23 protein-coding genes and 2 tRNA genes are annotated in these 19,769 nt (G+C 66.1%); 12 read left to right on the top strand and 13 right to left on the bottom strand.

All coding sequences use genetic code 11. From position 1 onward, the window contains the following. Positions 1–5: 5 nt before the first annotated feature. From ribH to OXR00_RS14360, 7 genes are all read right to left on the bottom strand, one after another. Complete coding sequence (gene ribH, locus OXR00_RS14330; RefSeq protein ID WP_267388950.1) at positions 6–428, bottom strand: 6,7-dimethyl-8-ribityllumazine synthase; 423 nt, start codon at positions 426–428, stop codon at positions 6–8. Continuing rightward, positions 428–1,561 (bottom strand): 3,4-dihydroxy-2-butanone-4-phosphate synthase, encoded by a 1,134-nt coding sequence (ribB, locus tag OXR00_RS14335; protein WP_267388985.1) that lies wholly within the window; start codon positions 1,559–1,561, stop codon positions 428–430. The genes ribH and ribB overlap by 1 nt, the downstream gene beginning before the upstream one ends. A gap of 28 nt (positions 1,562–1,589) precedes the next feature. After that, positions 1,590–2,198, bottom strand: coding sequence for a riboflavin synthase (locus OXR00_RS14340; protein WP_267388951.1), 609 nt, complete (start codon positions 2,196–2,198; stop codon positions 1,590–1,592). Continuing rightward, complete coding sequence (ribD, locus tag OXR00_RS14345; protein WP_267388952.1) at positions 2,198–3,175, bottom strand: bifunctional diaminohydroxyphosphoribosylaminopyrimidine deaminase/5-amino-6-(5-phosphoribosylamino)uracil reductase RibD; 978 nt, start codon at positions 3,173–3,175, stop codon at positions 2,198–2,200. The genes OXR00_RS14340 and ribD overlap by 1 nt, the downstream gene beginning before the upstream one ends. Positions 3,176–3,182: 7 nt before the next feature. After that, positions 3,183–3,551 (bottom strand): hypothetical protein, encoded by a 369-nt coding sequence (locus tag OXR00_RS14350; RefSeq protein ID WP_267388953.1) that lies wholly within the window; start codon positions 3,549–3,551, stop codon positions 3,183–3,185. A gap of 75 nt (positions 3,552–3,626) precedes the next feature. Further along, positions 3,627–4,292, bottom strand: coding sequence for a TonB family protein (locus tag OXR00_RS14355; RefSeq protein WP_267388954.1), 666 nt, complete (start codon positions 4,290–4,292; stop codon positions 3,627–3,629). Positions 4,293–4,389: 97 nt separating this feature from the next. After that, a complete protein-coding gene (locus OXR00_RS14360; RefSeq protein WP_267388956.1) occupies positions 4,390–5,712 on the bottom strand; it encodes a glutamate--tRNA ligase in 1,323 nt (440 codons plus the stop codon). Between the two features lie 161 nt (positions 5,713–5,873). Here OXR00_RS14360 and OXR00_RS14365 point away from each other — a divergent pair, with 161 nt between their 5' ends. Beyond that, positions 5,874–6,809: a ribose-phosphate pyrophosphokinase gene (locus OXR00_RS14365; RefSeq protein WP_242148204.1), complete on the top strand. Its 936-nt coding sequence runs from the start codon at positions 5,874–5,876 to the stop codon at positions 6,807–6,809. A gap of 3 nt (positions 6,810–6,812) precedes the next feature. Here the strand turns inward: OXR00_RS14365 and OXR00_RS14370 are convergent, their stop codons facing one another. Beyond that, positions 6,813–7,562 (bottom strand): sulfite exporter TauE/SafE family protein, encoded by a 750-nt coding sequence (locus OXR00_RS14370; RefSeq protein ID WP_267388957.1) that lies wholly within the window; start codon positions 7,560–7,562, stop codon positions 6,813–6,815. Between the two features lie 197 nt (positions 7,563–7,759). Between OXR00_RS14370 and OXR00_RS14375 the strand changes: the two genes are divergently transcribed. The 6 genes from OXR00_RS14375 to OXR00_RS14400 all read left to right on the top strand — a co-directional run bounded on the left by OXR00_RS14375 (position 7,760) and on the right by OXR00_RS14400 (position 12,348). After that, entirely contained in the window at positions 7,760–8,068 is a 309-nt protein-coding gene (locus OXR00_RS14375; RefSeq protein WP_267388958.1) for a hypothetical protein, read from the top strand. Positions 8,069–8,190: 122 nt separating this feature from the next. Next, a complete protein-coding gene (gene sucC, locus OXR00_RS14380; protein WP_267388959.1) occupies positions 8,191–9,390 on the top strand; it encodes an ADP-forming succinate--CoA ligase subunit beta in 1,200 nt (399 codons plus the stop codon). A 133-nt stretch (positions 9,391–9,523) separates the two neighbouring features. Then, a complete protein-coding gene (locus OXR00_RS14385; RefSeq protein ID WP_267388960.1) occupies positions 9,524–10,273 on the top strand; it encodes an electron transfer flavoprotein subunit beta/FixA family protein in 750 nt (249 codons plus the stop codon). Between the two features lie 89 nt (positions 10,274–10,362). Next, entirely contained in the window at positions 10,363–11,292 is a 930-nt protein-coding gene (locus OXR00_RS14390; protein WP_267388961.1) for an electron transfer flavoprotein subunit alpha/FixB family protein, read from the top strand. Between the two features lie 85 nt (positions 11,293–11,377). Beyond that, positions 11,378–12,058, top strand: coding sequence for a phytanoyl-CoA dioxygenase family protein (locus OXR00_RS14395; RefSeq protein WP_267388962.1), 681 nt, complete (start codon positions 11,378–11,380; stop codon positions 12,056–12,058). A 62-nt stretch (positions 12,059–12,120) separates the two neighbouring features. Next, complete coding sequence (locus OXR00_RS14400; RefSeq protein ID WP_242148216.1) at positions 12,121–12,348, top strand: DUF3072 domain-containing protein; 228 nt, start codon at positions 12,121–12,123, stop codon at positions 12,346–12,348. A 356-nt stretch (positions 12,349–12,704) separates the two neighbouring features. Here the strand turns inward: OXR00_RS14400 and infC are convergent, their stop codons facing one another. The 3 genes from infC to OXR00_RS14415 all read right to left on the bottom strand — a co-directional run bounded on the left by infC (position 12,705) and on the right by OXR00_RS14415 (position 14,334). After that, positions 12,705–13,241 (bottom strand): translation initiation factor IF-3, encoded by a 537-nt coding sequence (gene infC, locus OXR00_RS14405; RefSeq protein WP_069204113.1) that lies wholly within the window; start codon positions 13,239–13,241, stop codon positions 12,705–12,707. Between the two features lie 181 nt (positions 13,242–13,422). Next, positions 13,423–13,509, bottom strand: a tRNA-Leu gene (locus OXR00_RS14410). Between the two features lie 108 nt (positions 13,510–13,617). Next, positions 13,618–14,334 carry an MJ0042-type zinc finger domain-containing protein gene (locus OXR00_RS14415; protein ID WP_242148218.1) on the bottom strand — a complete coding sequence of 239 codons (717 nt, stop codon included), beginning with the start codon at positions 14,332–14,334 and terminating at the stop codon, positions 13,618–13,620. Between the two features lie 173 nt (positions 14,335–14,507). On the opposite strand from OXR00_RS14415, the gene ftsE reads away from it, so the two are divergent. The 4 genes from ftsE to OXR00_RS14435 are packed head-to-tail and all read left to right on the top strand — an operon-like array spanning position 14,508 to position 17,327. Then, entirely contained in the window at positions 14,508–15,215 is a 708-nt protein-coding gene (gene ftsE / locus OXR00_RS14420) for a cell division ATP-binding protein FtsE (RefSeq protein WP_242148220.1), read from the top strand. After that, positions 15,212–16,105, top strand: coding sequence for an FtsX-like permease family protein (locus tag OXR00_RS14425; protein ID WP_267388963.1), 894 nt, complete (start codon positions 15,212–15,214; stop codon positions 16,103–16,105). The genes ftsE and OXR00_RS14425 overlap by 4 nt, the downstream gene beginning before the upstream one ends. Further along, on the top strand, positions 16,102–16,638 hold the full coding sequence (locus tag OXR00_RS14430) for a YdcF family protein (RefSeq protein WP_267388964.1): 537 nt from the start codon (positions 16,102–16,104) through the stop codon (positions 16,636–16,638). Before OXR00_RS14425 ends, OXR00_RS14430 begins: the two co-directional genes overlap by 4 nt. Continuing rightward, positions 16,635–17,327: a lysophospholipid acyltransferase family protein gene (locus tag OXR00_RS14435; RefSeq protein ID WP_267388965.1), complete on the top strand. Its 693-nt coding sequence runs from the start codon at positions 16,635–16,637 to the stop codon at positions 17,325–17,327. Before OXR00_RS14430 ends, OXR00_RS14435 begins: the two co-directional genes overlap by 4 nt. Positions 17,328–17,648: 321 nt before the next feature. Here the strand turns inward: OXR00_RS14435 and OXR00_RS14440 are convergent, their stop codons facing one another. Both OXR00_RS14440 and OXR00_RS14445 read right to left on the bottom strand, forming a co-directional pair. Beyond that, complete coding sequence (locus OXR00_RS14440; RefSeq protein ID WP_242148227.1) at positions 17,649–18,326, bottom strand: RlmE family RNA methyltransferase; 678 nt, start codon at positions 18,324–18,326, stop codon at positions 17,649–17,651. Beyond that, positions 18,323–19,342, bottom strand: a complete 1,020-nt coding sequence (locus OXR00_RS14445; RefSeq protein WP_267388966.1) for a Ppx/GppA phosphatase family protein — start codon at positions 19,340–19,342, stop codon at positions 18,323–18,325. Before OXR00_RS14445 ends, OXR00_RS14440 begins: the two co-directional genes overlap by 4 nt. 179 nt (positions 19,343–19,521) lie before the next feature. Here OXR00_RS14445 and OXR00_RS14450 point away from each other — a divergent pair. Then, a tRNA-Gln gene (locus OXR00_RS14450) sits at positions 19,522–19,595 on the top strand. Positions 19,596–19,769: the final 174 nt, after the last annotated feature.

The raw sequence follows: 19,769 nt of genomic DNA on the forward strand, positions 1-19,769 counted from the left end.
CATGCCTAGCGGGCGAAGCGTTCGCGCAGCGCGAGCATGGCAAGCGCGGCCTTGGCCGCCTCCCCGCCCTTGTCCTTTTCATCACGCCTGGCTCGGGTCAGCGCCTGAGCTTCGTTTTCGGTGGTCAGGATACCGTTGCCGATAGCGAGCCCGTCCATCGACAATGCCATCAGCCCGCGCGCGCTTTCGCCCGCGACGATCTCGAAGTGATAGGTCTCGCCCCGGATCACCACGCCGATGCCAACGAAGGCGTCATAGCGGTCGCTTTCTGCCGCCAGCGCGATTGCGCCGGGGATTTCCAGCGCGCCCGGCACGGTGATGGTTTCGTGGCTGTGCCCCGCCTCCTCGATCGCAGCGCGGGCGCCTTCGAGCAGCAGGTCGTTGAGATGCGTGTAGAAGCGGGCTTCGACGATCAGAATATGGGCCATCAGGCGTTTCCTTCTACGACGCGTTCGACTTCGCGTTCTCCGACAATCGACAGGCCATAGCCCTCGAGTGCGACGAGGGTGTGATGCGTATTGGTGAGCAGCACCATGTCGTGAACACCTAGCTCTGCCAGCACCTGCGCACCAATGCCGTAATCGCGCAGTTCCTCGACATCGCTCTCGCGCGAGCCGTTGTTCTGGATTTCCATCTGCCGCGAAACGAGGTTCTGCATCGCGCGGTTGATGATGACGACGACACCGCTCCCTTCCTCGGCGATCATCTTCATCGCGCCGGCAAGCAGACCTTCGCGATCCGACTTTTCGCCAAAGGTATCGGCGAACACCGAAAGCGTGTGCATCCGCACCAGCGTCGGCCGGGCGGGATCGATGTGGCCCTTGACCAGCGCCATCGTCTCCGAGCCGACCGCCTTGTTATAGAAGCTGATCGCGGTCCACTCGCCACCCCAGCGGCTGGTGAAGCGCGTATCCATGCGGCGTTCGAGCAGATGGTCGTGGCGGCGGCGATAGGCGATCAGATCGCGGATCGTACCGATCTTGAGGTTATGACGCTGCGCAAACGCGACGAGATCGTCGAGCCGCGCCATCGTGCCATCGTCCTTCATCACCTCGCAGATCACGCCAGAAGGGTTCAACCCGGCGAGCCGCGAGACGTCGACCGCGGCCTCGGTATGCCCGGCGCGGATCAGCACGCCGCCGCGCTTCGCGACGAGCGGGAAGACGTGGCCCGGCGTGACGATTTCGTCCTTGCCGCGATTGCCGTCGATCGCGACGGCGACGGTGCGCGCACGATCGGCGGCGGAGATGCCGGTGGTGACGCCCTCCTTCGCCTCGATCGAAATGGTGAAGGCGGTTTCGTGTCGCGTACCGTTGTTGCGGCTCATCAGGTCGAGCCCGAGTTGATCGACCCGCTCCTTGGTGAGCGCGAGGCAGATCAGCCCGCGGCCATGCGTGGCCATGAAGTTGATCGCGTCCGGCGTCGCCATCTGCGCCGGGATGATGAGGTCGCCCTCGTTCTCGCGGTCCTCGTCGTCGACAAGGATGTACATGCGGCCGTTACGCGCCTCGTCGATGATTTCCTCGGGGCTGGAGAGGAAGCCGTGGCGGATGCGATGCAGATCGCCCGTGCCGGACGGACTGCGGGGTTCAGCGTTTGGCACGATAGGCTTCCATGCGTTGGAGGTAGCGGGCGAGCACGTCGATCTCAATGTTGACGGTGTCGCCCACGGCGGCCGACCCGATCGCGGTGACGGCGGCGGTGTGTGGTATGATGTTGACGCCGATCGCGACGCCATCGGCGCGATCCTCGACGCTGTTGACGGTGAGCGACACGCCGTCGAGCGTGACCGAGCCCTTCTCCGCCATGTACGGTGCGATATCCGGGCCGGCGAGGATGGTGATGCGCTTCGACCCGCCCTCGTCATGCAGATCGATGATCGTACCGGTGCCGTCGACGTGGCCGGTGACGATATGCCCGCCGAGTTCGTCGCCGAGCTTCAACGCGCGTTCGAGATTGAGGCGGCGGCCCTCGGTCCATTGCACGCCGGCGGTGCGCGACAGCGTTTCGCCCGACACGTCTACCGCAAACCAGCCGGCACCCTTTTCAACGACCGTCAGGCATACGCCCGAACAGGAGATCGACGCGCCGAGATCGACGGTAGCGGTATCATAAGCCGTCCCGATGCGGATGCGCGTATCGCCGCGCTGCTCGACGGCCTCGATCGTGCCGACATCGGTGATGATTCCGGTGAACATCAGTCTTTCCTCACGCGCTCGTAGACCTCGAGTCGATCGCTGCCAAGCGCGCGCGCGTCAAGCATCGCCCAGCGGTTATGTGCGGCCGCGAGATCGGCGAGGCCGATGTCGGGCAAGGTGCGCCCGCCGCCGATCACGACCGGCGCGCGGTAGAGCAGCAGCCGGTCGACCAGATCCTCCGCCAGGAACGCCGCCGCCGTCGCCGCCCCGCCCTCGACCAGCAGGTGATCGACGTCGGCGAGACCGGCGATGTCGGACGGCGCGGCCAGCGTGGTCCAGCCCGGTTGTGCAGTGGCCGACAAGAGCAGACGCTCCGGCGCGCGGTGCTCCAGCCCGGCAAGCCGCACATCGAGGCGCGGCTGATCCGCCGCAAACGTCCCCCGCCCAACCAGGATGGCATCATGACGGGCGCGCTCGAGATGCGCGTGCGCGCGCGATTGCGGCCCGGTGATCCAGCGGCTGCGGCCATCCGCCATCGCCACCGCACCGTCGAGCGACAGTGCCAGCTTCAACGTGACATGCGGGCGGCCATACTGCTGGCGGGCGAGAAAGCCGGCCATGGCACGGCGTGCACCGTCTGCGCCGACGCCGGTCAGCACCGCCACTCCCGCCGCTTCCAGCCGGGCGATGCCGTCCCCATCGGTACGCGGATCGGGGTCGCGACAGGCGATCACCACGCGCGCCACGCCGGACGCGACCAGCAGATCGGCGCAGGCGGGGCCGCGAGGCGAGACATGCGCGCAGGGTTCGAGCGTGACGTAGCAAGTCGCGCCACGCGACGTGTCGCCCGCCTGTGCGAGCGCCATCGCCTCGGCATGGGGCCGCCCGCCCGGCTGGGTCCAGCCGCGTCCGATTACCCGGCCATCCGCCACGATGACGCAGCCGACATTGGGATTCGGCGTCGATCGCCCTCGCGCGCGTTCGGACAACGACAGCGCCGCCGCCATCCAGCGCGTGTCGTCGCCCGCCCCCAGCATCGGCCGGTCAGTACAGGCCGACGGAGTTCATCTGATCGCCCAAGCGCTTGAAGATCGCACGCTTCTCGGCTTCCAGCTTGCGCTCGGCTTCCTCGCGCTTGGTCTGTTCCGGCCCGTCGATCTTCTGCTGGGCGATGATCTGCGCGTCGGTGCGGTTGGCATTCCACTGCTGGAAATAGATGATTTCACGGTGGTATTCCCGTTTCGGCCCGTGCATTTCGATGGTGAAGCCGAACAGCATCAGGAACGTCAGGCCGGCGGCGGCGGTCAGAAACACGATCTCGTGGCGCTGGCGGCGGCGCATGTAGGCGAGCAGATCGCGGACCGCGCCGCGCGGCGACACCGCATTGGCGAGATCTTCGGACATCCAGGGCATGCGGAACTTCATGCCTCTGAAGATAGGGGTGGTGCCTGCCGGACGCCACCCCCTTGCCAGCGCTGCTTACTCTCCCTAGGCCAGGACAAAGCTGACCGCGACTTCGCGCCACGCTTCCACCGGGATGCTGTCGCGCGTGGCGGGTTTGAACCGCCATTTGTCGAGCGCCCGTTTGCGGGTGACATCGTAGAACGAGTCGCTGGTGGCGCTGACCCGCGCGATATCCTTCACGCGCCCGTCGACGCCGACCAGCACCCGCACCACCACCCGGCCGCTGCGCCCGGCGCGCTGCTCGTCGGGCGGGAACACCGGCTGGAACAGGTTGGCGTAGCGCGGATCGATCGTCGGCGTGGTGAGAACCGGCGGCAGCGGCTTGACCGGTTCGACCGTGGCGGTGCCGACGGTGCCGGTCCCATCGATCGGGCCGGGCGTGAAGGTCGGCAGCGGGAGCGGGGTCGGATCGGCGATCTTGGTGACGATGACGCTCTTGCTGGTGTCGACCGGCTGACGCAGCGCGGGTTGGATCTTTGGCTCAGGCTGAGGCTTGGGGGGTGGCGGCGGCGTTGGCTTGACCGGATCGAGCGGGATCGCCTGGATGGTCAGCACCGTCCCGATCTGCTTCTTGAAGGTCGGATTGGCGAACAATATCAACCCGCCGAGGATTGCGCCGTTGATGGTGAGCGCGAGGATTGCGCTGCCAGGGTTGATCCGCCCGTGCCGTCCGTAACGATCCGCATACATGCCCTTGTCTCCTTCTCCTGGAGTCGTGCCGCCCGGTTCGACGGCAATGGAGAGGATGTTACATCGTCACATCTTTAGCAAGCGTAATGTTATATCCTCAAGAAAATCGCTGCACGGTGCGGGTCTGGCCGATCAGCGGCAGCAGCGCCTTCATGTCGGGGCCGTGATCCAAGCCCGTCAGCGCGCGGCGTAGCGGCAGGAACAGCGCCTTGCCGCTGCGCCCGGTCTCCGCCTTCAATTGCGCGGTGAGCGCGCCCCAGGGTTCGGCCGGCCAGTCGAGCGACGCGGCGATCCGCGCCGCGGCAGCGAGGAAGTCCGCATCGGCGGGGTCGCGGTCGGCGGTGATCGGGCCTTCGATCACGCGCCACCATTCGCCCGCCTCGTCGATACGGGTCAGGTTTGGGCGCACCGCCGCCCACTCGGCCGCGCCCATGCCGTCCGGCAGGCGCGACGCAACACGCGCGAAGTCGAGTTGATGCACGATGCGCGCGTTCAGCGTCGCCAGTTCCGCCTCGTCGAAGCGCGCTGGCGCGCGGCCGAAGCGGCTGAAATCGAACCCCTCGATCAGGGTGGCGACCTCCACGACCGGTTCTACCGAGTCACTGGTGCCGATCCGCGCAAGCAGCGCACGTACCGCCTCGGGCTCGATGCCGCTGTCCCGGAAATGCTCGACGCCGAGGCTGCCGAGCCGCTTGGACAGCTTGCCCTCGCTGCCGGTCAACAGCGCCTCGTGCGCGAAGGCGGGCGGGGCCGCGCCCATCGCGTCGAACATCTGCAATTGCAACGCGGTGTTCGAGACGTGATCCTCACCGCGCACCACATGTGTGATGCCCATCTCGGCATCGTCGATCGCGGACGGCAGCATATACAGCCACGATCCGTCGGCGCGCCGGATGACGGGATCGCTCATCGTCTTCGCATCGAACCGCTGCGGCCCGCGAATCAGATCGTCCCACTCGATCGGCGTTTCGTGATCGAGCTTGAAGCGCCAGTGGGGGGCGATGCCTTCGCTTTCCAGCCGCGCGCGATCAGCGTCGCTCAGCGCCAGCGCGGCGCGGTCGTACAGCGGCGGCAGGTTGCGCCCGGCGGCGATCTTGCGCTTCAGGTCAAGCTCGGCCTGGGTCTCGTAAGCGGGATAGACGCGGCCGGCGGTCTTGAGCGCTTCGAAGCGCGCCTCGTACAGAGCGAACCGTTCCGACTGGCGTTCCTGCCCGTGCGGGTTCAGCCCGAGCCAGCCGAGATCGGCGCGGATCGCATCGACAAAGCGCTCCTCGCTGCGTTCGGGATCGGTGTCGTCGATCCGCAGCCAGAACTCGCCGCCATGTTTGGCCGCCCACAGCCAGTTGTGAAGCGCAGTGCGGATGTTGCCGACGTGGAGCAGGCCGGTCGGTGAAGGGGCGAAGCGCGTGCGGATGGTCATGACCCAAGCGCCTAGGCCAAGCATCCGTAGATCGGCAAGCCGCGGCAACGACCCCGCGATTATGACGCCCGGCGTCACAATCGGGCCACGCGCACCCTTCCCCCAGCCCATCCACCCCCCTAAAGGAGCCGCGAAACACCGCGCGTAAGGGGCTGCACTTCATGAAACTCCTCACCGGCAATTCCAATCTGCCGCTGGCGCGCGACATCGCCGCCTATCTCGACACGCCGCTGACGCAGGCGAGCGTGCGGCGCTTCGCCGATGAGGAGGTGTTCGTCGAGATCCAGGAGAACGTGCGCGGCGAGGATGTGTTCGTGATCCAGTCGACCGGCTACCCGGCCAACGACAATCTGATGGAACTGCTGATCTGCATCGACGCGCTGAAACGCGCCTCGGCCAAGCGGATCACCGCCGTCGTCCCGTATTTCGGCTATGCCCGGCAGGATCGCAAACCCGGGCCGCGTACGCCGATTTCGGCCAAGCTGGTGGCGAACCTCATCACCGTGGCGGGCGCGAACCGGGTGTTGTCGGTCGATCTCCATGCCGGGCAGATCCAGGGTTTCTTCGACATCCCGACGGATAACCTGTTCGCCGCGCCGGTGATGTCGCTCGATATCGAGACGCGGTTCGGCTCGGAAAACCTGATGGTTGTGTCGCCGGATGTCGGTGGCGTGGTGCGGGCGCGGGCGCTTGCCAAGCGACTCGACAATGCTCCGCTCGCGATCGTCGACAAACGGCGCGAGCGCGCGGGCGAATCGGAGGTGATGAACATCATCGGCGATGTCGAAGGCCGGTTCTGCATCCTGATCGACGATATCGTCGATTCCGCCGGCACCTTGTGCAACGCTGCCGCCGCGCTGAAGGAAGCGGGCGCGGCGGGCGTAGTCGCCTATGTCACCCACGGCGTGCTGTCGGGCGGCGCGGTCGCGCGGGTCGAGGCGTCGGAGCTTGAGGAACTGGTGATTACCGACTCGATCGGCGCGCTGGAGGCGATCACAGCCGCCAAGCGCGTCCGCCACCTGACGATCGCACCGCTGGTCGGCGAAGCGATCAAGCGGATCGCGGATGAAAGCTCGGTATCGTCGCTGTTCGACTGATCGTCAGACGACCGCGTCCCACACCAGTTTCATGCCCACCGCGATCATCAGCACGTAGATCGCGGTGTAGAACCGCTCCGGCGACACCCGCCGCACCAGCCACACGCCGGCGAACGTCGACGCGATCGCCACCGGCATCAGCAGCGCCGCGACCGTGAGCGTGTCGCGCGTGAACTGGCCGAGCGCCCAGTAGGCCGGCACCTTGAGCCAATTGGTCGCGGCAAAAAAGATCGCGGTGGTACCGACCAGCACATCGCGCGTCAGTCGGCGCGGCAACACCCACATCTGAAACGGCGGCTGCCCGGCGTGCGCGATCTGGCTGGTGAAGCCTGAGACGACACCGGCCAGCGTGCCGACCCAGCCGGGGGAGCTGGCCGCGGCAACCGCGCCGCCGCGCCGCGCCAGCCACAGCCGGTACAGACCGAACACGATCGAGATCGCGCCCACCAGCCCGAGCACCGCATCCGCATCGACATGCGCCGCGAACAGATAGGCGAGCGCGATGCCGATCACCGCGCCGGGCAGCATCCACGCCAGTACATAGCCGTCCCAGCTCCGCCGGAACGCCCACACGCTCACTACGTCCTGCACGATGAGGATCGGCAGCAGGATCGCCGCCGCGCGCACCGGCGATATGATCATCGCCAGGACCGGCAAAGACAGCGCGCCCAGTCCCGCAAAGCCGCCTTTGGAGAGGCCGAGCAGGATCACCGCCGGCACCGCCACCGCGTAGAACAGCAGCGGATCGCTCACCGCGGCGCGCGCACGCCGGCAGGGGGGCAGCGCTTGCGTTCGACCTTTGATTTTTCCGGCTGCCGCGCGCAGCGACACCAGTCACGGTCAAGAGGCTCGCGGTGGGCGGCATAGGCGCCTAAATCCGCTCCCACCGGCGTCGCGGCAAAGCGCAAAAGGGCGTGCATCCGCGACATGACACCGCGTATAGCGCGGTCATGGCCAAGACGCGACGCTTCATCCCGTTCCTTGTTCTCGCCGCGCTGGCCGGCTGTTCATCACCCGAGCAGCAGCTCCGCGCCGGTTTGCTCCGGGAAGGCGTGCCACCATCGATCGCCAATTGCATGGCGACGCGTATGTCGGATCGCTTGTCGCTGACGCAAATGCGCAAACTCGCCGAGATCGGGAAGGCTGGTCACGCGCGCGGGGTAGACGAACTGCTGCACCGATTGCGGTCCTTGAACGATCCCAGGATCGTCGACGTGACGACCACCGCAGCGGCGCTCTGCGCGCTTGGCCTGCGCTGATAACGCTTCGCAACTGCAATAGTGCTGGGTACGATCTGCCCGCTTGGTGCTGCGGGGGTGGATTCACGCGCCCGGCTGTGCTTTAGGCAGAGCAATTCCCGCAAGTCGAAAGGCGCGCCAACATGAACATTCACGAATATCAGGCCAAGGAACTGCTCGCGAAGTTTGGCGTGCCCGTCCCCGCAGGCTACGCGGCGATGACCGTAGAGGAGGCTGTCGAAGCCTCGAAGAAGCTGCCTGGGCCGCTCTATGTGGTTAAGTCGCAGATCCATGCCGGTGGTCGCGGCAAGGGCAAGTTCAAGGAACTCGGCCCCGATGCGAAGGGCGGCGTCCGCCTCGCCTGGAACGAGGAAGAGGTTCGTGCACACGCCACCGATATGCTCGGCAACACGCTGGTGACGATCCAGACCGGCGAGCATGGCAAGCAGGTCAACCGCCTGTACATCACCGACGGCGCCGACATCGACAAGGAGTTCTATCTCGCGCTGCTCGTCAACCGCGCGACTGGCCGGGTGTCGATGGTTGTTTCGACCGAGGGCGGCATGGACATCGAAACCGTCGCGCACGACACGCCTGAGAAGATCCACGCGATCGACATCGACACCGCGACCGGCTTCATGCCGCATCACGGGCGTGCGGTTGCCGGCGCGCTCGGCCTGACCGGCGATCTCGCCAAGCAGGCCGCCTCGACCGCCGCCAAGCTGTACGCGGCGTTCCTCGGCACCGATGCCGAGCAGATCGAGATCAACCCGCTCGCCGTCACCAAGCAGGGCCAGTTGCTGGTGCTCGACGCCAAGGTCGCGTTCGATGGCAACGCCATGTTCCGCCACAAGGATCTGATGGAACTGCGCGACGAAACCGAGGAAGATCCCGCCGAGCTGGAAGCGTCGAAGTACGACCTCGCCTACATCAAGCTCGACGGTGATATCGGCTGCATGGTCAACGGCGCGGGCCTTGCCATGGCGACGATGGACATCATCAAGCTGAACGGCATGTTCCCGGCGAACTTCCTCGACGTCGGCGGTGGCGCCAACAAGGAGAAGGTCACCGCCGCGTTCAAGATCATCCTTGCCGATCCGAACGTGAAGGGCATCCTCGTCAACATCTTCGGCGGCATCATGAAGTGCGACATCATCGCCGAGGGCATCGTCGCCGCTGCCAAGGAAGTGAACCTGTCGGTGCCGCTGGTAGTCCGCCTGGAAGGCACCAACGTGCAGCAGGGCAAGGACATCCTGGCCAATTCGGGTCTCGCCATCGTTCCCGCCAACGATCTCGGCGACGCCGCCAAGAAGATCGTTGCCGAGGTTCAGAAGGCCGCCTGAACCGACGCCGCGGCGTTTTGTTTGGAAGTGTAAGCGTCCGGCCGGCAACTTTCCCGTTGCCGGCCGGTTGCGTTTTCAGCGATGGTCGCCAGATGACGACAATGGTCGCGACGAATTTTGAGAGGACAGCCGCATGAAGGTGCTGGTGCCGGTCAAGCGTGTGCTTGACTATAACGTGAAGCCCCGCGTGAAGGCGGATGGAACGGGCGTCGATCTTGCCAACGTCAAGATGAGCATGAACCCGTTCGACGAGATCGCCGTCGAAGAGGCGATCCGCCTCAAGGAAAAGGGCGTCGTCACCGAGATCGTCGTGGTCTCGATCGGCGAGCCAAAGGCGCAGGACACGCTGCGTACCGCGCTGGCGATGGGTGCCGACCGCGCGATCCTGGTCACCAGCGACACCAAGGTCGAGCCGCTCGGCGTGGCCAAGCTGCTCAAGGCGATTGCGGACGAGGAACAGCCTTCGCTGGTGATTCTCGGCAAGCAGGCGATCGACGACGACAACAACCAGACCGGGCAGATGCTTGCTGCGCTGACCGGCTGGGGTCAGGGCACGTTCGCCTCCAAGGTCGAGGTGGCGGACGGCGCCGTGACGGTGACGCGTGAGGTCGACGGTGGCGCCGAGACCGAGACGCTGACGCTGCCGGCGATCGTGACGACCGACCTGCGCCTCAACGAACCGCGCTACGCCTCGCTGCCCAATATCATGAAGGCCAAGGCGAAGCCGCTCGCGACCAAGACCGCGGCTGATTACGGCGTCGACGTCGCGCCGCGCCTGACCACGCTGAAGGTCGAGGAGCCGTCGAAGCGTTCGGCCGGCGTCAAGGTCGCCTCGGTCGATGAGTTGGTCGACAAGTTGAAGGTGCTCGGCGTCCTAGGCTGACGCGATCACGCAGTTGCCTTGCGGGTTCGGGCCGAGACAGGCCTCGCCCGAACGGTTTTGAGGGTGCGAACCCCGGGAAAGGTCGAGAAATGAAGACGCTTGTTCTGGTCGAGCATGACGGCCACGCCATCAAGGATGCCACGCTGCCGACCGTGACCGCCGCTGCAAAGCTTGGCGATGTGACGTTGCTGGTGGTGGGCGAAAACGTGAGCGGCGTGGCCGAGGCCGCCGCGAAGATCGCCGGCGCGACCAAGGTGCTGGTCGCCGACGATGCCGCTCTCGCGCACATGCTGGCCGAGAACGTCGCGCCACTCGTCGCCAGCGCGATGGCGGACTATGACGCGTTCCTGGTGCCCGGCACCACCAACGGCAAGAACATCGCACCGCGCGTGGCGGCATTGCTCGACGTGGCGATGATCTCCGATATCCTCTCGGTAGAGGGCGCGGATACGTTCACGCGGCCGATCTACGCAGGCAACGCGATCGCGACCGTCCAGACCAAGGACGCCAAGCTGGTGCTGTCGGTACGCGGCACCGCGTTCGAGAAGGCTGCTGCCGAGGGTGGATCGGCCACGACCGAGCCGGTTTCCGGCGCGGCCGACGCGGGTGTGTCGCGCTATGCCGGCAGCGAGATCGCCACGTCGGCGCGGCCGGAACTGACCTCCGCGAAGATCATCGTTTCGGGCGGACGTGCGCTCCAGAGCGGAGAGAACTTCACCCAGTTGATCGAGCCGCTCGCCGACAAACTCGGCGCCGGCGTCGGCGCCAGCCGCGCCGCGGTCGATGCGGGCTATGTGCCGAACGACTATCAGGTCGGTCAGACCGGCAAGATCGTGGCGCCCGAAGTGTATATCGCGATCGGCATCTCCGGCGCGATCCAGCATCTCGCCGGCATGAAGGACTCGAAAGTCATTATCGCCATCAACAAGGACGAGGATGCGCCGATCTTTCAGGTCGCCGATGTCGGGCTGGTCGGCGATCTGTTCACGATCCTGCCGGAACTGACCTCGAAACTGTAGATCGCTGGGCTGTTCCAAACGCCGTGTACGAACAAAGCGGGCGTGCCGCGTGACGTGGTGCTGAATTGATGCCGCGCGATCGGACATGATGCCTGTACCGGGTGCGTTGGCATTGCGGCAGCACGGTGCCGAATGTCTGCAAGGCGCGGCGCGGGGGATCTTGCCCGCTTTAAAGGCACTGGCCGACGTGCTACCTGCCGAGCGCGCCGGCAGCCGGCTTCATGGAACGCCCTCACTCTCCGCGTTGCTTGCGGTTGATGCGCCGCTTGGTCGCCTTGCCGCCGCGCATCTCGGCGCTGCCTCGCGACCGGTCCGCGCGCTTCTGTTCGACAAGACGCTGACTACGAACTGGGCGCTCGGCTGGCATCAGGACCGCGTCATCGTCGTACGCGAGCGGATCGAAACGGCTGGTTACGGTCCGTGGTCGATCAAACGCGGGCTGATCCACGTCGCGCCGCCACCCGAGCTTCACGCGGCGATGCTGACGATGCGTGTCCACCTCGATGCCGTACCCGCCTACAACGCGCCGTTGCTTGTCGTGCCCGGCTCACACCGGCTCGGCCGCATTGCCGAGGATCGCATTGCCGCGGTGGTGCGCGATCATGGCAGCGTCGCGTGCCTCGCCGAAGCTGGTGACGTGTGGCTCTACGCCACGCCGATCGTTCATGCCTCGGCCGTGGCAGAGCACATCGGGCGGCGGCGCGTCCTCCAGATCGATTTTGCGGCGGAGGATTTGCCCAACGGGCTCTGCTGGCTTGGTGTGTGATTGTTGGGAACCGTCGGGCATCGCGCCGCGTTGGAACAGATAACGAACATGCGAGGCACATCATGACCGATCAAGTCCATAACCCGAAGCTCGATGAACACCCCGGCTCGAATGCCGAGAAGGACCCGGCGAACTGGGTGTCCGGCGGTGAGCCGATGACGGGCGCGCAGGCCAGTTACCTCACGACGCTCAGCGAAGAAGTCGGCGAGGAACCGCCGGCAGAGGATCTGACCAAGGCAGAGGCATCGCAACGCATCGACGCGCTCAAGCACGCGCGCGACGACGCCTGACAAGCCTTAGCGCATCGCAAATGCGGCCGATGCAACGGCAACGGTATGGCTACGGTTGTTTCTGGATTATCTCCGATGCGACCGAAAGCTGTCTCGGAAGCCAGCTTAAAGGCGGTGACTGTCTGTTGATAATCGCAGAATAAGCACCAAACGATCAAATCCGCATCGCCGCAGAGCGGTGCGGATCTGATCGTGTCACAGCAACACGCTGTCCGAACCTGCAAAGGGCGAGTCGCTCAGCTCTGATAAAGGACCCTGTCGTCTCCTGGCGCTCTACGACAGGCGATGCCATGCCGACGCTCAGGTGAGAGAAGCTTAGCCCGGCGCGCAACGCGAGCGCAGCCGGGCGTTACGCGTCACTTCGGCGAAAGCACCATCAGCATCTGACGGCCTTCCATACGTGGATAGGCTTCGACCTTGGCGGTCTCGGCCGCGTCGGCCTGCACGCGCTGGAGCAGTTGCATACCAAGCTGTCCGTGCGAAAGCTCGCGACCACGGAAGCGCAACGTCACCTTGACCTTGTCGCCTTCACCGATGAATTCGATGATCTTCTTCATCTTGGTGTCATAGTCGTGGTCGTCGATGTTCGGACGCATCTTGATCTCCTTGATCTCCTGCGTCTTCTGCGACTTGCGCGCGAGGTTGGCCTTCTTCTGCGCCTCGTACTTGAACTTGCCCACGTCGAGGAACTTCGCGACGGGCGGATCGGCGTTGGGCGACACTTCAACAAGGTCGAGCCCGACGGCCTGTGCCTGCTCGAACGCCTCGCGCGTGTACATCACACCCAGATTCTCGCCGTCCTGATCGATCACGCGGACCTTGGGCGACTGGATGAATTCATTGAAGCGCGGGCCGTTCATCGGCATCGGCGCGCCCTGTGGGCGCCGGATCATGGGAGGACGTATGGGTATTGCTCCTGATGTTTCAGACCAGCCTATATAGGGGATTTCGCGCAAAAGCGAAAGATGCGCCGCGCATTGCTGGCGATTTTGCCCGCAGGGGTGGATCGGTCGCTTCAGGATCAGGTCTGCTCCGGCGGCGCGTGCCGCTTGGGCACGCGCCGATCCGGGAGAGTGGTGCGGTCGAGAAGACTCGAACTTCCACGGCCTTTCGGCCACAACGACCTCAACGTTGCGCGTCTACCAGTTCCGCCACGACCGCACGTGATACACCGGGGAGGCCCCGGTGGCTGGCAGGCGAGCGCCACTAGCAGGGCGTTTTCCGGCTGGCAATCTACAATCTGCGGGTTTCGCAGATTATGCGCTTTCGTCAGTCCCGCTCATCGCCCGAGAAGCTCAGCACCAGCTTCTTGGCGTTGACCGGCACGTCGAGCTTCGCGCTGTTAAAGCCGACCTGACCGTGCGGGGCGAGCATCATCGCGTCGGGGCGGATCGTCCAGCTATAGACCAGCCGGCCCTGCTCATCGCGCAGCTCGGCGCGGATGTCCGGCACCTGCTGGCGCGAATCGGTCGGGTTGAGGACGTTGCCGCTGATCGCGAAGATCTCGCTGCCATTGTCGAGATCGTGATGGTCGATCGGTTTGCTGACGATCTTGAGCGGCGTCTCGCCCGGCCCGATCGGCAGGCCGATCTTCGCGGCAAGCCCGGGCGCGCCAGAATACAATACGCCGGCAGCCGCGATCAGCATCACCAGCCCGGCCGCGATCGCCGCCATGGTCCAACGCTTCGCCGGGTTGCGACGTGGTTTGAACGGTGGCCGGTGCGCGAAGGCGTCGTAATCGGGCGCCGTGTAGCTGGCGTCCTCATAAACCCGCGGCTGTGCAGGCTCGGCCGTCGCCATCTGCTGAAGCGCGGACTCCGCCGGCGCGGGCGCCGCGACCGGCTCCTGCACGTCCTCTTCCGGTTCGACGCCGGTCTGGAACCAGCTATGGCGGCAATTGGCGCAACGGACCGTGCGCCCGTCGACACCGATCGCGGCATCGGGAACGAGATAGCGGTTACGACATTCGGGACATTCGAGGATCATGTTGGTTACGCAGTCTAAAGGCAGCCGGCCACCCACAGCCTCGCCCCGGAATCTAAGCATCGGTTCGGCGCGGTGGCAAGTCTTTCGAGCAGCACCGCTTGAAGGATCGCGTGCGATCGTGCGATGGGTTTCGTCGGGGTACGGCAATTAAGCGAGCGGCAAGCGCCGAAAGCATGGCGAATATCGTCCAGTTCGAGAATGTAGGCCTGCGTTACGGCGGGGGCGCCGAGACGCTGTCCGACGTGAGCTTCACGCTGTCGAGCGGTGCGTTCTACTTCCTCACCGGCGCGAGCGGCGCGGGCAAGACCTCGCTGCTGAAGCTGCTGTATCTCGCACAACGCCCGACGCGCGGCGGCATTCGCATGTTCGGCGAGGATGCGGTGACGTTGCCGCGCGCGCGCATCCCCGGCTTCCGGCGGCGGATCGGCGTGGTGTTCCAGGATTTCCGACTGGTGCCGCACCTGTCGGCGTATGATAATATCGCGCTCCCCTTACGCGTGTCGGGCGTGGCGGAGAGCGACATCGACGCGCCGGTGCGCGAGATGCTGGCCTGGGTCGGGCTGGATCAGCGCATCGAAGCGAAACCGCCGACGCTGTCGGGCGGAGAGCAGCAGCGCGTCGCGATCGCGCGCGCGGTGATCGGCCGGCCGGAGATCCTCGTCGCGGACGAGCCGACCGGCAACGTCGATCCCGACATGGCCGAGCGGTTGCTGCACCTGTTCGATTCCCTCAACCGGCTCGGCACGACCGTGGTGGTGGCGACGCACGACTTCCACCTGCTTGGGCGCATTCCCGATGCGCGGATGATGCGGCTCGACAAGGGGCGGCTGCTAGATCCGACCGGCTCACTGCGCTTCCCGCCTACCGGGGAAGGCGCATGAAGATCGGTTTCGTCACCGCCGCCGCCGATCGCCGCCTGCTCGACGAGCGGCGCGGCACACGCGCGATGATGTGGATCATGGCGATCATGCTGTTCCTGACCGCACTCGCCGCTGCGCTCGGCCTCGCCACCTTGACCGCGACGACGCTGCTCGACCGCCAGTTGGTCGGGCGGCTGACCGTGCAGATCGTCGAGCCGTCCGCCCCGCTACGCACCGCGCAGACCGCCGCCACCATTGCCGCGTTGCGCGGCATGCCTTTCGTGCGCGACGCGGTGGAAGTGGATCGCGACCGGCTCGCGCGGTTGCTGCGGCCGTGGCTGGGCGCGGACGGCGCCGATCCCGAACTGCCGATCCCGGCGATGATCGACGTCGATCTTGCCTCCGGGACCAGCGCGGCGGTGGCGGCGGTGCAGGCTGCGGTAATGCGTGCCGCCCCGTCCGCGCGGGTCGACCGGCACGAGAGCTGGATGTCGCCGGTCAGCAGCTTCATGCGGCTGGTGACATGGCTGACCGCCGGCCTCGTCGCGCTGATCGCGGCGGCGACGGCGGCGGTGGTGATCCTCGCCACCCGCGCGAGCCTGGAGACGCACCGCGAGACGATCGAGGTGCTGCACATGCTCGGCTCGACCGACGTGCAGCTCGCGCGGTTGTTTCAGCGCCGCATCGCGCTCGACACGCTGATCGGCGGGGCGGCGGGCACGGTGCTGGCGGGACTCGTGGCGGCGGCGATGGGCGCGCGGCTGGCGACGCTCGGCTCCGACCTGCTCGACGGTCTGACGCTCGGCCAGCGCGACTGGGCGCTGCTGGCCATGTTACCGTTCGCGTTTGCGCTGCTCGCCACCGTCGCCGCGCGATATGCGGTGATGGGCGCGTTGAGGAAAATCCTGTGATCCGCAAGCTCGTCGGCTTACTCGTGGTGCTGTGGGTCGGCGGGTTCGGCGTGTTCCTGACCATGATGCCAAAGCCGCTCGACGACCGGCACACCGACGCGATCGTCGTGCCGACCGGCGGCGCGGGGCGGATCGACCGCGGGCTCGCACTGCTCCAGCGCCATGCCGCCAAACGCATGCTGGTGTCCGGCGTCGCGCCGGAGGTGACCCCGGGGGAGCTGGCGGCGGAGTACCACGTGTCGTCCGCGCTGATGGCGTGCTGCGTCGATCTTGGCCACGAGGCGGTCGATACGCGCTCGAACGCGGAGGAAACCGCCGGCTGGCTGCGTGAGCATGGCTATCACACCGTGCGGCTGGTCACCTCGAACTGGCACCTGCCGCGCGCGCGCATGGAGCTGGTCGCCGCGACCGGCGCCGACATCACCGTGCTGGGCGATGGCGTGGCGAGCAAGCCGCGCTTCGTGACGTTGCTTGGGGAGTATAACAAACTGATCGTGCGCCGCATCGCCCTGCTGGTGGGGGCCGACGCATGATCGTGGCGCGCAACCTCGCCTTCATGCTGATCTTCTACGGCGGATCGGTGCCGTTCGTGCTGCTGTCGCCGGTTGCCGCGCTGTTCGGGCAGCGTGCGATGCTCCGCTATGCACGCGGCTGGTTCGGGTTCCACGGCTGGGCGACGCGGGTGCTGCTCGGCATCGTGACGCGGGTCGAGGGCGATCCGCACCTGTTCGAGCCGGTGCTCTATGCCGTCAAACATCAATCGATGTACGAAACGATCGAACTCAGCCGCCTGCTGAAACGACCCGCGATCGTGATGAAGCAGGAGCTGGCGGCGATCCCGGTTTGGGGATGGGCCGCGCGGCGCTACGGTGTGATCGTGGTCGATCGCGAGGCGTCGGCGAGCGCTCTGCGGCGGATGCTGCGTGAGGCGAGGGTTGCGCTCGAGGCGGGGCGGTCGATCCTGATCTTCCCCGAAGGCACGCGCGTGCGCCCCGGCGAACAGCCGCCACTGAAGGCGGGTTTCGCCGGCCTGTACCAGATGCTCAAGCTGCCGGTGGTGCCGATCGCACTCGACAGCGGACGGGTGTGGCCGCGGACGGGCTGGAAGCGCCCCGGCGTGGTGACGATCCGCTTCGGTGAGCCGGTGCCGCCGGGGCTGCCGCGCAAACAGGCGGAAGGCGTGGTGCACGCCGCGATCAATGCATTGGAACTGGCGGGATGAGCGAGGACGCCGGAGACACGTTCAGACAGGTGTGTTTAGCTGCCGTCGCGACATTCTATCCAGCTTCGAAACGCGACCGCTAGTATTACAATGGGCGTAACCAGCTTCAGCCACGAGAATGTAGGAGCATCAGCCAGAGGGCACCAGACAAACACGGCATTAGCGCACGCGACTGCAACAAGAGCACTTCTGGTCTTGTGCCCCCACACCCAATCTATGACCGCCATCGCTGCTCTCCCTGGATTGAGAACTTAACAGTAGAACACAGCGACTGCAGTCGGCGAAAGTGGCCGCAACAGTAAGCGATCTCCCCCGGCACCCTCATCCCTCGACCTGCGCCCGCCCCTTGAACCCCTGCGCCACCACATACCATTCCGAAGACGCCTTGCGGCTGGCCGGCGGCTTGGCATGCTTCACGCTGGTGAAGTTGCGCTTCAACTCCGCCACCAGCGCGGAATCAGCGCCGCCGGCGAACACCTTGCCGACGAAGCCGCCGCCGGGTTCCAGCACGTCGACCGCGAAGGCGACCGCCGCCTCGACCAGCGCCATCGTGCGCAGCGCGTCGGTCTGCGGGTGACCGACGGTATTGGCCGCCATGTCTGACAGCACCAGGTCGGGCGCGCCGCCAAGTTCCGCGACGAGTTTATCGGGCGCGGCATCGTCCATGAAGTCCATCTGGAGCAGCACCACGCCGTCGAGTGGATCGACTGGCAGCAGATCGATACCGACCACCGCCGCCTTCGGCACCTGCCGCCGTACCACCTGCGCCCAGCCGCCCGGCGCGACGCCGAGATCGACCACGCGACGCGTACCTTTCAGAAAGCCGAAGCGCTCGTCGAGTTCGATCAGCTTGAACGCGGCGCGGCTGCGATAGCCCTCCGCCTTGGCGCGCTTGACGTACGGATCGTTGAGCTGGCGTTCCAGCCAACGGGTCGATTGCGCGGTGCGTTTGCGCGCTGTCTTGACGCGAGTGCGCAGGCCGCCGCCATCTCTACTCAAAATACCGGTCCGTTCATAAGGCGCCGTAGAATCCCTTCGCGAATGCCGCGGTCGGCAACGCCGAGCCGTTCCGCCGGCCAAAGGTCGAGAATGGTTTCAAGAATCGCGCAGCCCGCCACCACCAGATCGGCACGCTCGGTGCCGATACACGGCAGCGTCGCGCGCTCGGCAAGGCTCATCCGCGACAGGTCGCTGCTGATCTTGCGCATCGAGGCGGCGGGTACGATCAACCCGTCGATCGCGGCGCGGTCGTAATGCGAGAGTTGCAAGTGCACGCTCGCCAGCGTCGTCACCGTGCCGCTGGTGCCGAGCAGGCGCGGCCGCTCGACGCTGCGCGGCAGCCGGCTGGCGAAGCCGGCAAAGCTCTCGGTCACCGCCGCGCGCATGCGCGCATAGGCGGCGGCGCGACCGTCCTCGCCCTCGCCGTGGCCGAGGCTCTCGGTGAGCGACACCACGCCCCACGGTGCGCTGTGCCAATCCAGTACGACCGGGTTTGGCCCGCGCGTGTCGATCAGCACCAGTTCGGTCGATCCACCACCAATGTCGAAGATCAGCGCCGGCCCCTCGCCCGGTTCGATCAGCGCGTGGCAGCCGAGCACGGCCAGCCGCGCCTCCTCCTCGGCGGTGATGATGTCGAGGTGGATGCCGGTCTCGTCATAGGCGCGCGCGATGAAGTCCGCGCCGTTCGCCGCGCGCCGGCACGCCTCGGTCGCCACCGCGCGGGACAGCGCGACGTTGCGGCGCCGCAGCTTGTCGGCGCAGATCTTCAGCGCGGCGACGGTACGGTCGATCGCGGCATCGCTCAACCGACCCGACGAGGCGAGACCCTCCCCCAGCCGGACGATACGCGAAAACGCATCCACCACCGCGAAGCCGCTACCCTGCGGCCGCACGATCAACAGCCGGCAATTGTTAGTGCCGAGATCGAGCGCGGCGTAATGGCGCGCCTCGGGCCATCTGCCACGCGCCTCCTTCGGGGCCGGACGGACGGGAGACACATCCCGCCGATGCGGCATTCTGGGCGACTGATCCCCCATGCCGTCAACTCACTCTCTTAGGTTCTGCCGTCACGCCGGCCGGAATGGCCCACGCTCGGTGCTTGGACCCAAGCTAGTGCAGGTGCGACGATGCGGCAAGCCGCGACACGCAATCGGTTGACAGCGGGAGCGTCGCCACTTAGGGGAAGCGCCCGCGTTGCCCCGTCGTCTAAAGGTAAGACTACGGACTCTGACTCCGTTAATTGAGGTTCGAATCCTCACGGGGCATCCAGCGGACTATCCTTTGACACGAAAACCTGACTTCTGTGACAGAAGTCGGAGCACGGCGCTCCAGCCTGCTGACGATGGGCGCTGGCCTGAGGCCGAGACTGAACCTTGGGATCACGGCTACGACCGCTCATGCCGTTCGAGCGCCCCATCCTCTATGTTGAGCCATGTCGGCTCT

It is taken from the genome of Sphingomonas sp. GC_Shp_3 (assembly GCF_026540945.1).
Lineage (GTDB): Bacteria > Pseudomonadota > Alphaproteobacteria > Sphingomonadales > Sphingomonadaceae > Sphingomonas.

Coding starts and splice junctions, on each gene's coding strand:
- ribH (WP_267388950.1), bottom strand. CDS start 428: ATGGCCCATATTCTGATCGTCGAAGCCCGCTTCTACACGCATCTCAAC.
- OXR00_RS14340 (WP_267388951.1), bottom strand. CDS start 2,198: ATGTTCACCGGAATCATCACCGATGTCGGCACGATCGAGGCCGTCGAG.
- ribD (WP_267388952.1), bottom strand. CDS start 3,175: ATGCTGGGGGCGGGCGACGACACGCGCTGGATGGCGGCGGCGCTGTCG.
- OXR00_RS14350 (WP_267388953.1), bottom strand. CDS start 3,551: ATGCCCTGGATGTCCGAAGATCTCGCCAATGCGGTGTCGCCGCGCGGC.
- OXR00_RS14355 (WP_267388954.1), bottom strand. CDS start 4,292: ATGTATGCGGATCGTTACGGACGGCACGGGCGGATCAACCCTGGCAGC.
- OXR00_RS14360 (WP_267388956.1), bottom strand. CDS start 5,712: ATGACCATCCGCACGCGCTTCGCCCCTTCACCGACCGGCCTGCTCCAC.
- OXR00_RS14365 (WP_242148204.1), top strand. CDS start 5,874: ATGAAACTCCTCACCGGCAATTCCAATCTGCCGCTGGCGCGCGACATC.
- OXR00_RS14375 (WP_267388958.1), top strand. CDS start 7,760: ATGGCCAAGACGCGACGCTTCATCCCGTTCCTTGTTCTCGCCGCGCTG.
- sucC (WP_267388959.1), top strand. CDS start 8,191: ATGAACATTCACGAATATCAGGCCAAGGAACTGCTCGCGAAGTTTGGC.
- OXR00_RS14385 (WP_267388960.1), top strand. CDS start 9,524: ATGAAGGTGCTGGTGCCGGTCAAGCGTGTGCTTGACTATAACGTGAAG.
- OXR00_RS14390 (WP_267388961.1), top strand. CDS start 10,363: ATGAAGACGCTTGTTCTGGTCGAGCATGACGGCCACGCCATCAAGGAT.
- OXR00_RS14395 (WP_267388962.1), top strand. CDS start 11,378: ATGATGCCTGTACCGGGTGCGTTGGCATTGCGGCAGCACGGTGCCGAA.
- OXR00_RS14400 (WP_242148216.1), top strand. CDS start 12,121: ATGACCGATCAAGTCCATAACCCGAAGCTCGATGAACACCCCGGCTCG.
- infC (WP_069204113.1), bottom strand. CDS start 13,241: ATGATCCGGCGCCCACAGGGCGCGCCGATGCCGATGAACGGCCCGCGC.
- OXR00_RS14415 (WP_242148218.1), bottom strand. CDS start 14,334: ATGATCCTCGAATGTCCCGAATGTCGTAACCGCTATCTCGTTCCCGAT.
- ftsE (WP_242148220.1), top strand. CDS start 14,508: ATGGCGAATATCGTCCAGTTCGAGAATGTAGGCCTGCGTTACGGCGGG.
- OXR00_RS14425 (WP_267388963.1), top strand. CDS start 15,212: ATGAAGATCGGTTTCGTCACCGCCGCCGCCGATCGCCGCCTGCTCGAC.
- OXR00_RS14435 (WP_267388965.1), top strand. CDS start 16,635: ATGATCGTGGCGCGCAACCTCGCCTTCATGCTGATCTTCTACGGCGGA.
- OXR00_RS14445 (WP_267388966.1), bottom strand. CDS start 19,342: ATGCCGCATCGGCGGGATGTGTCTCCCGTCCGTCCGGCCCCGAAGGAG.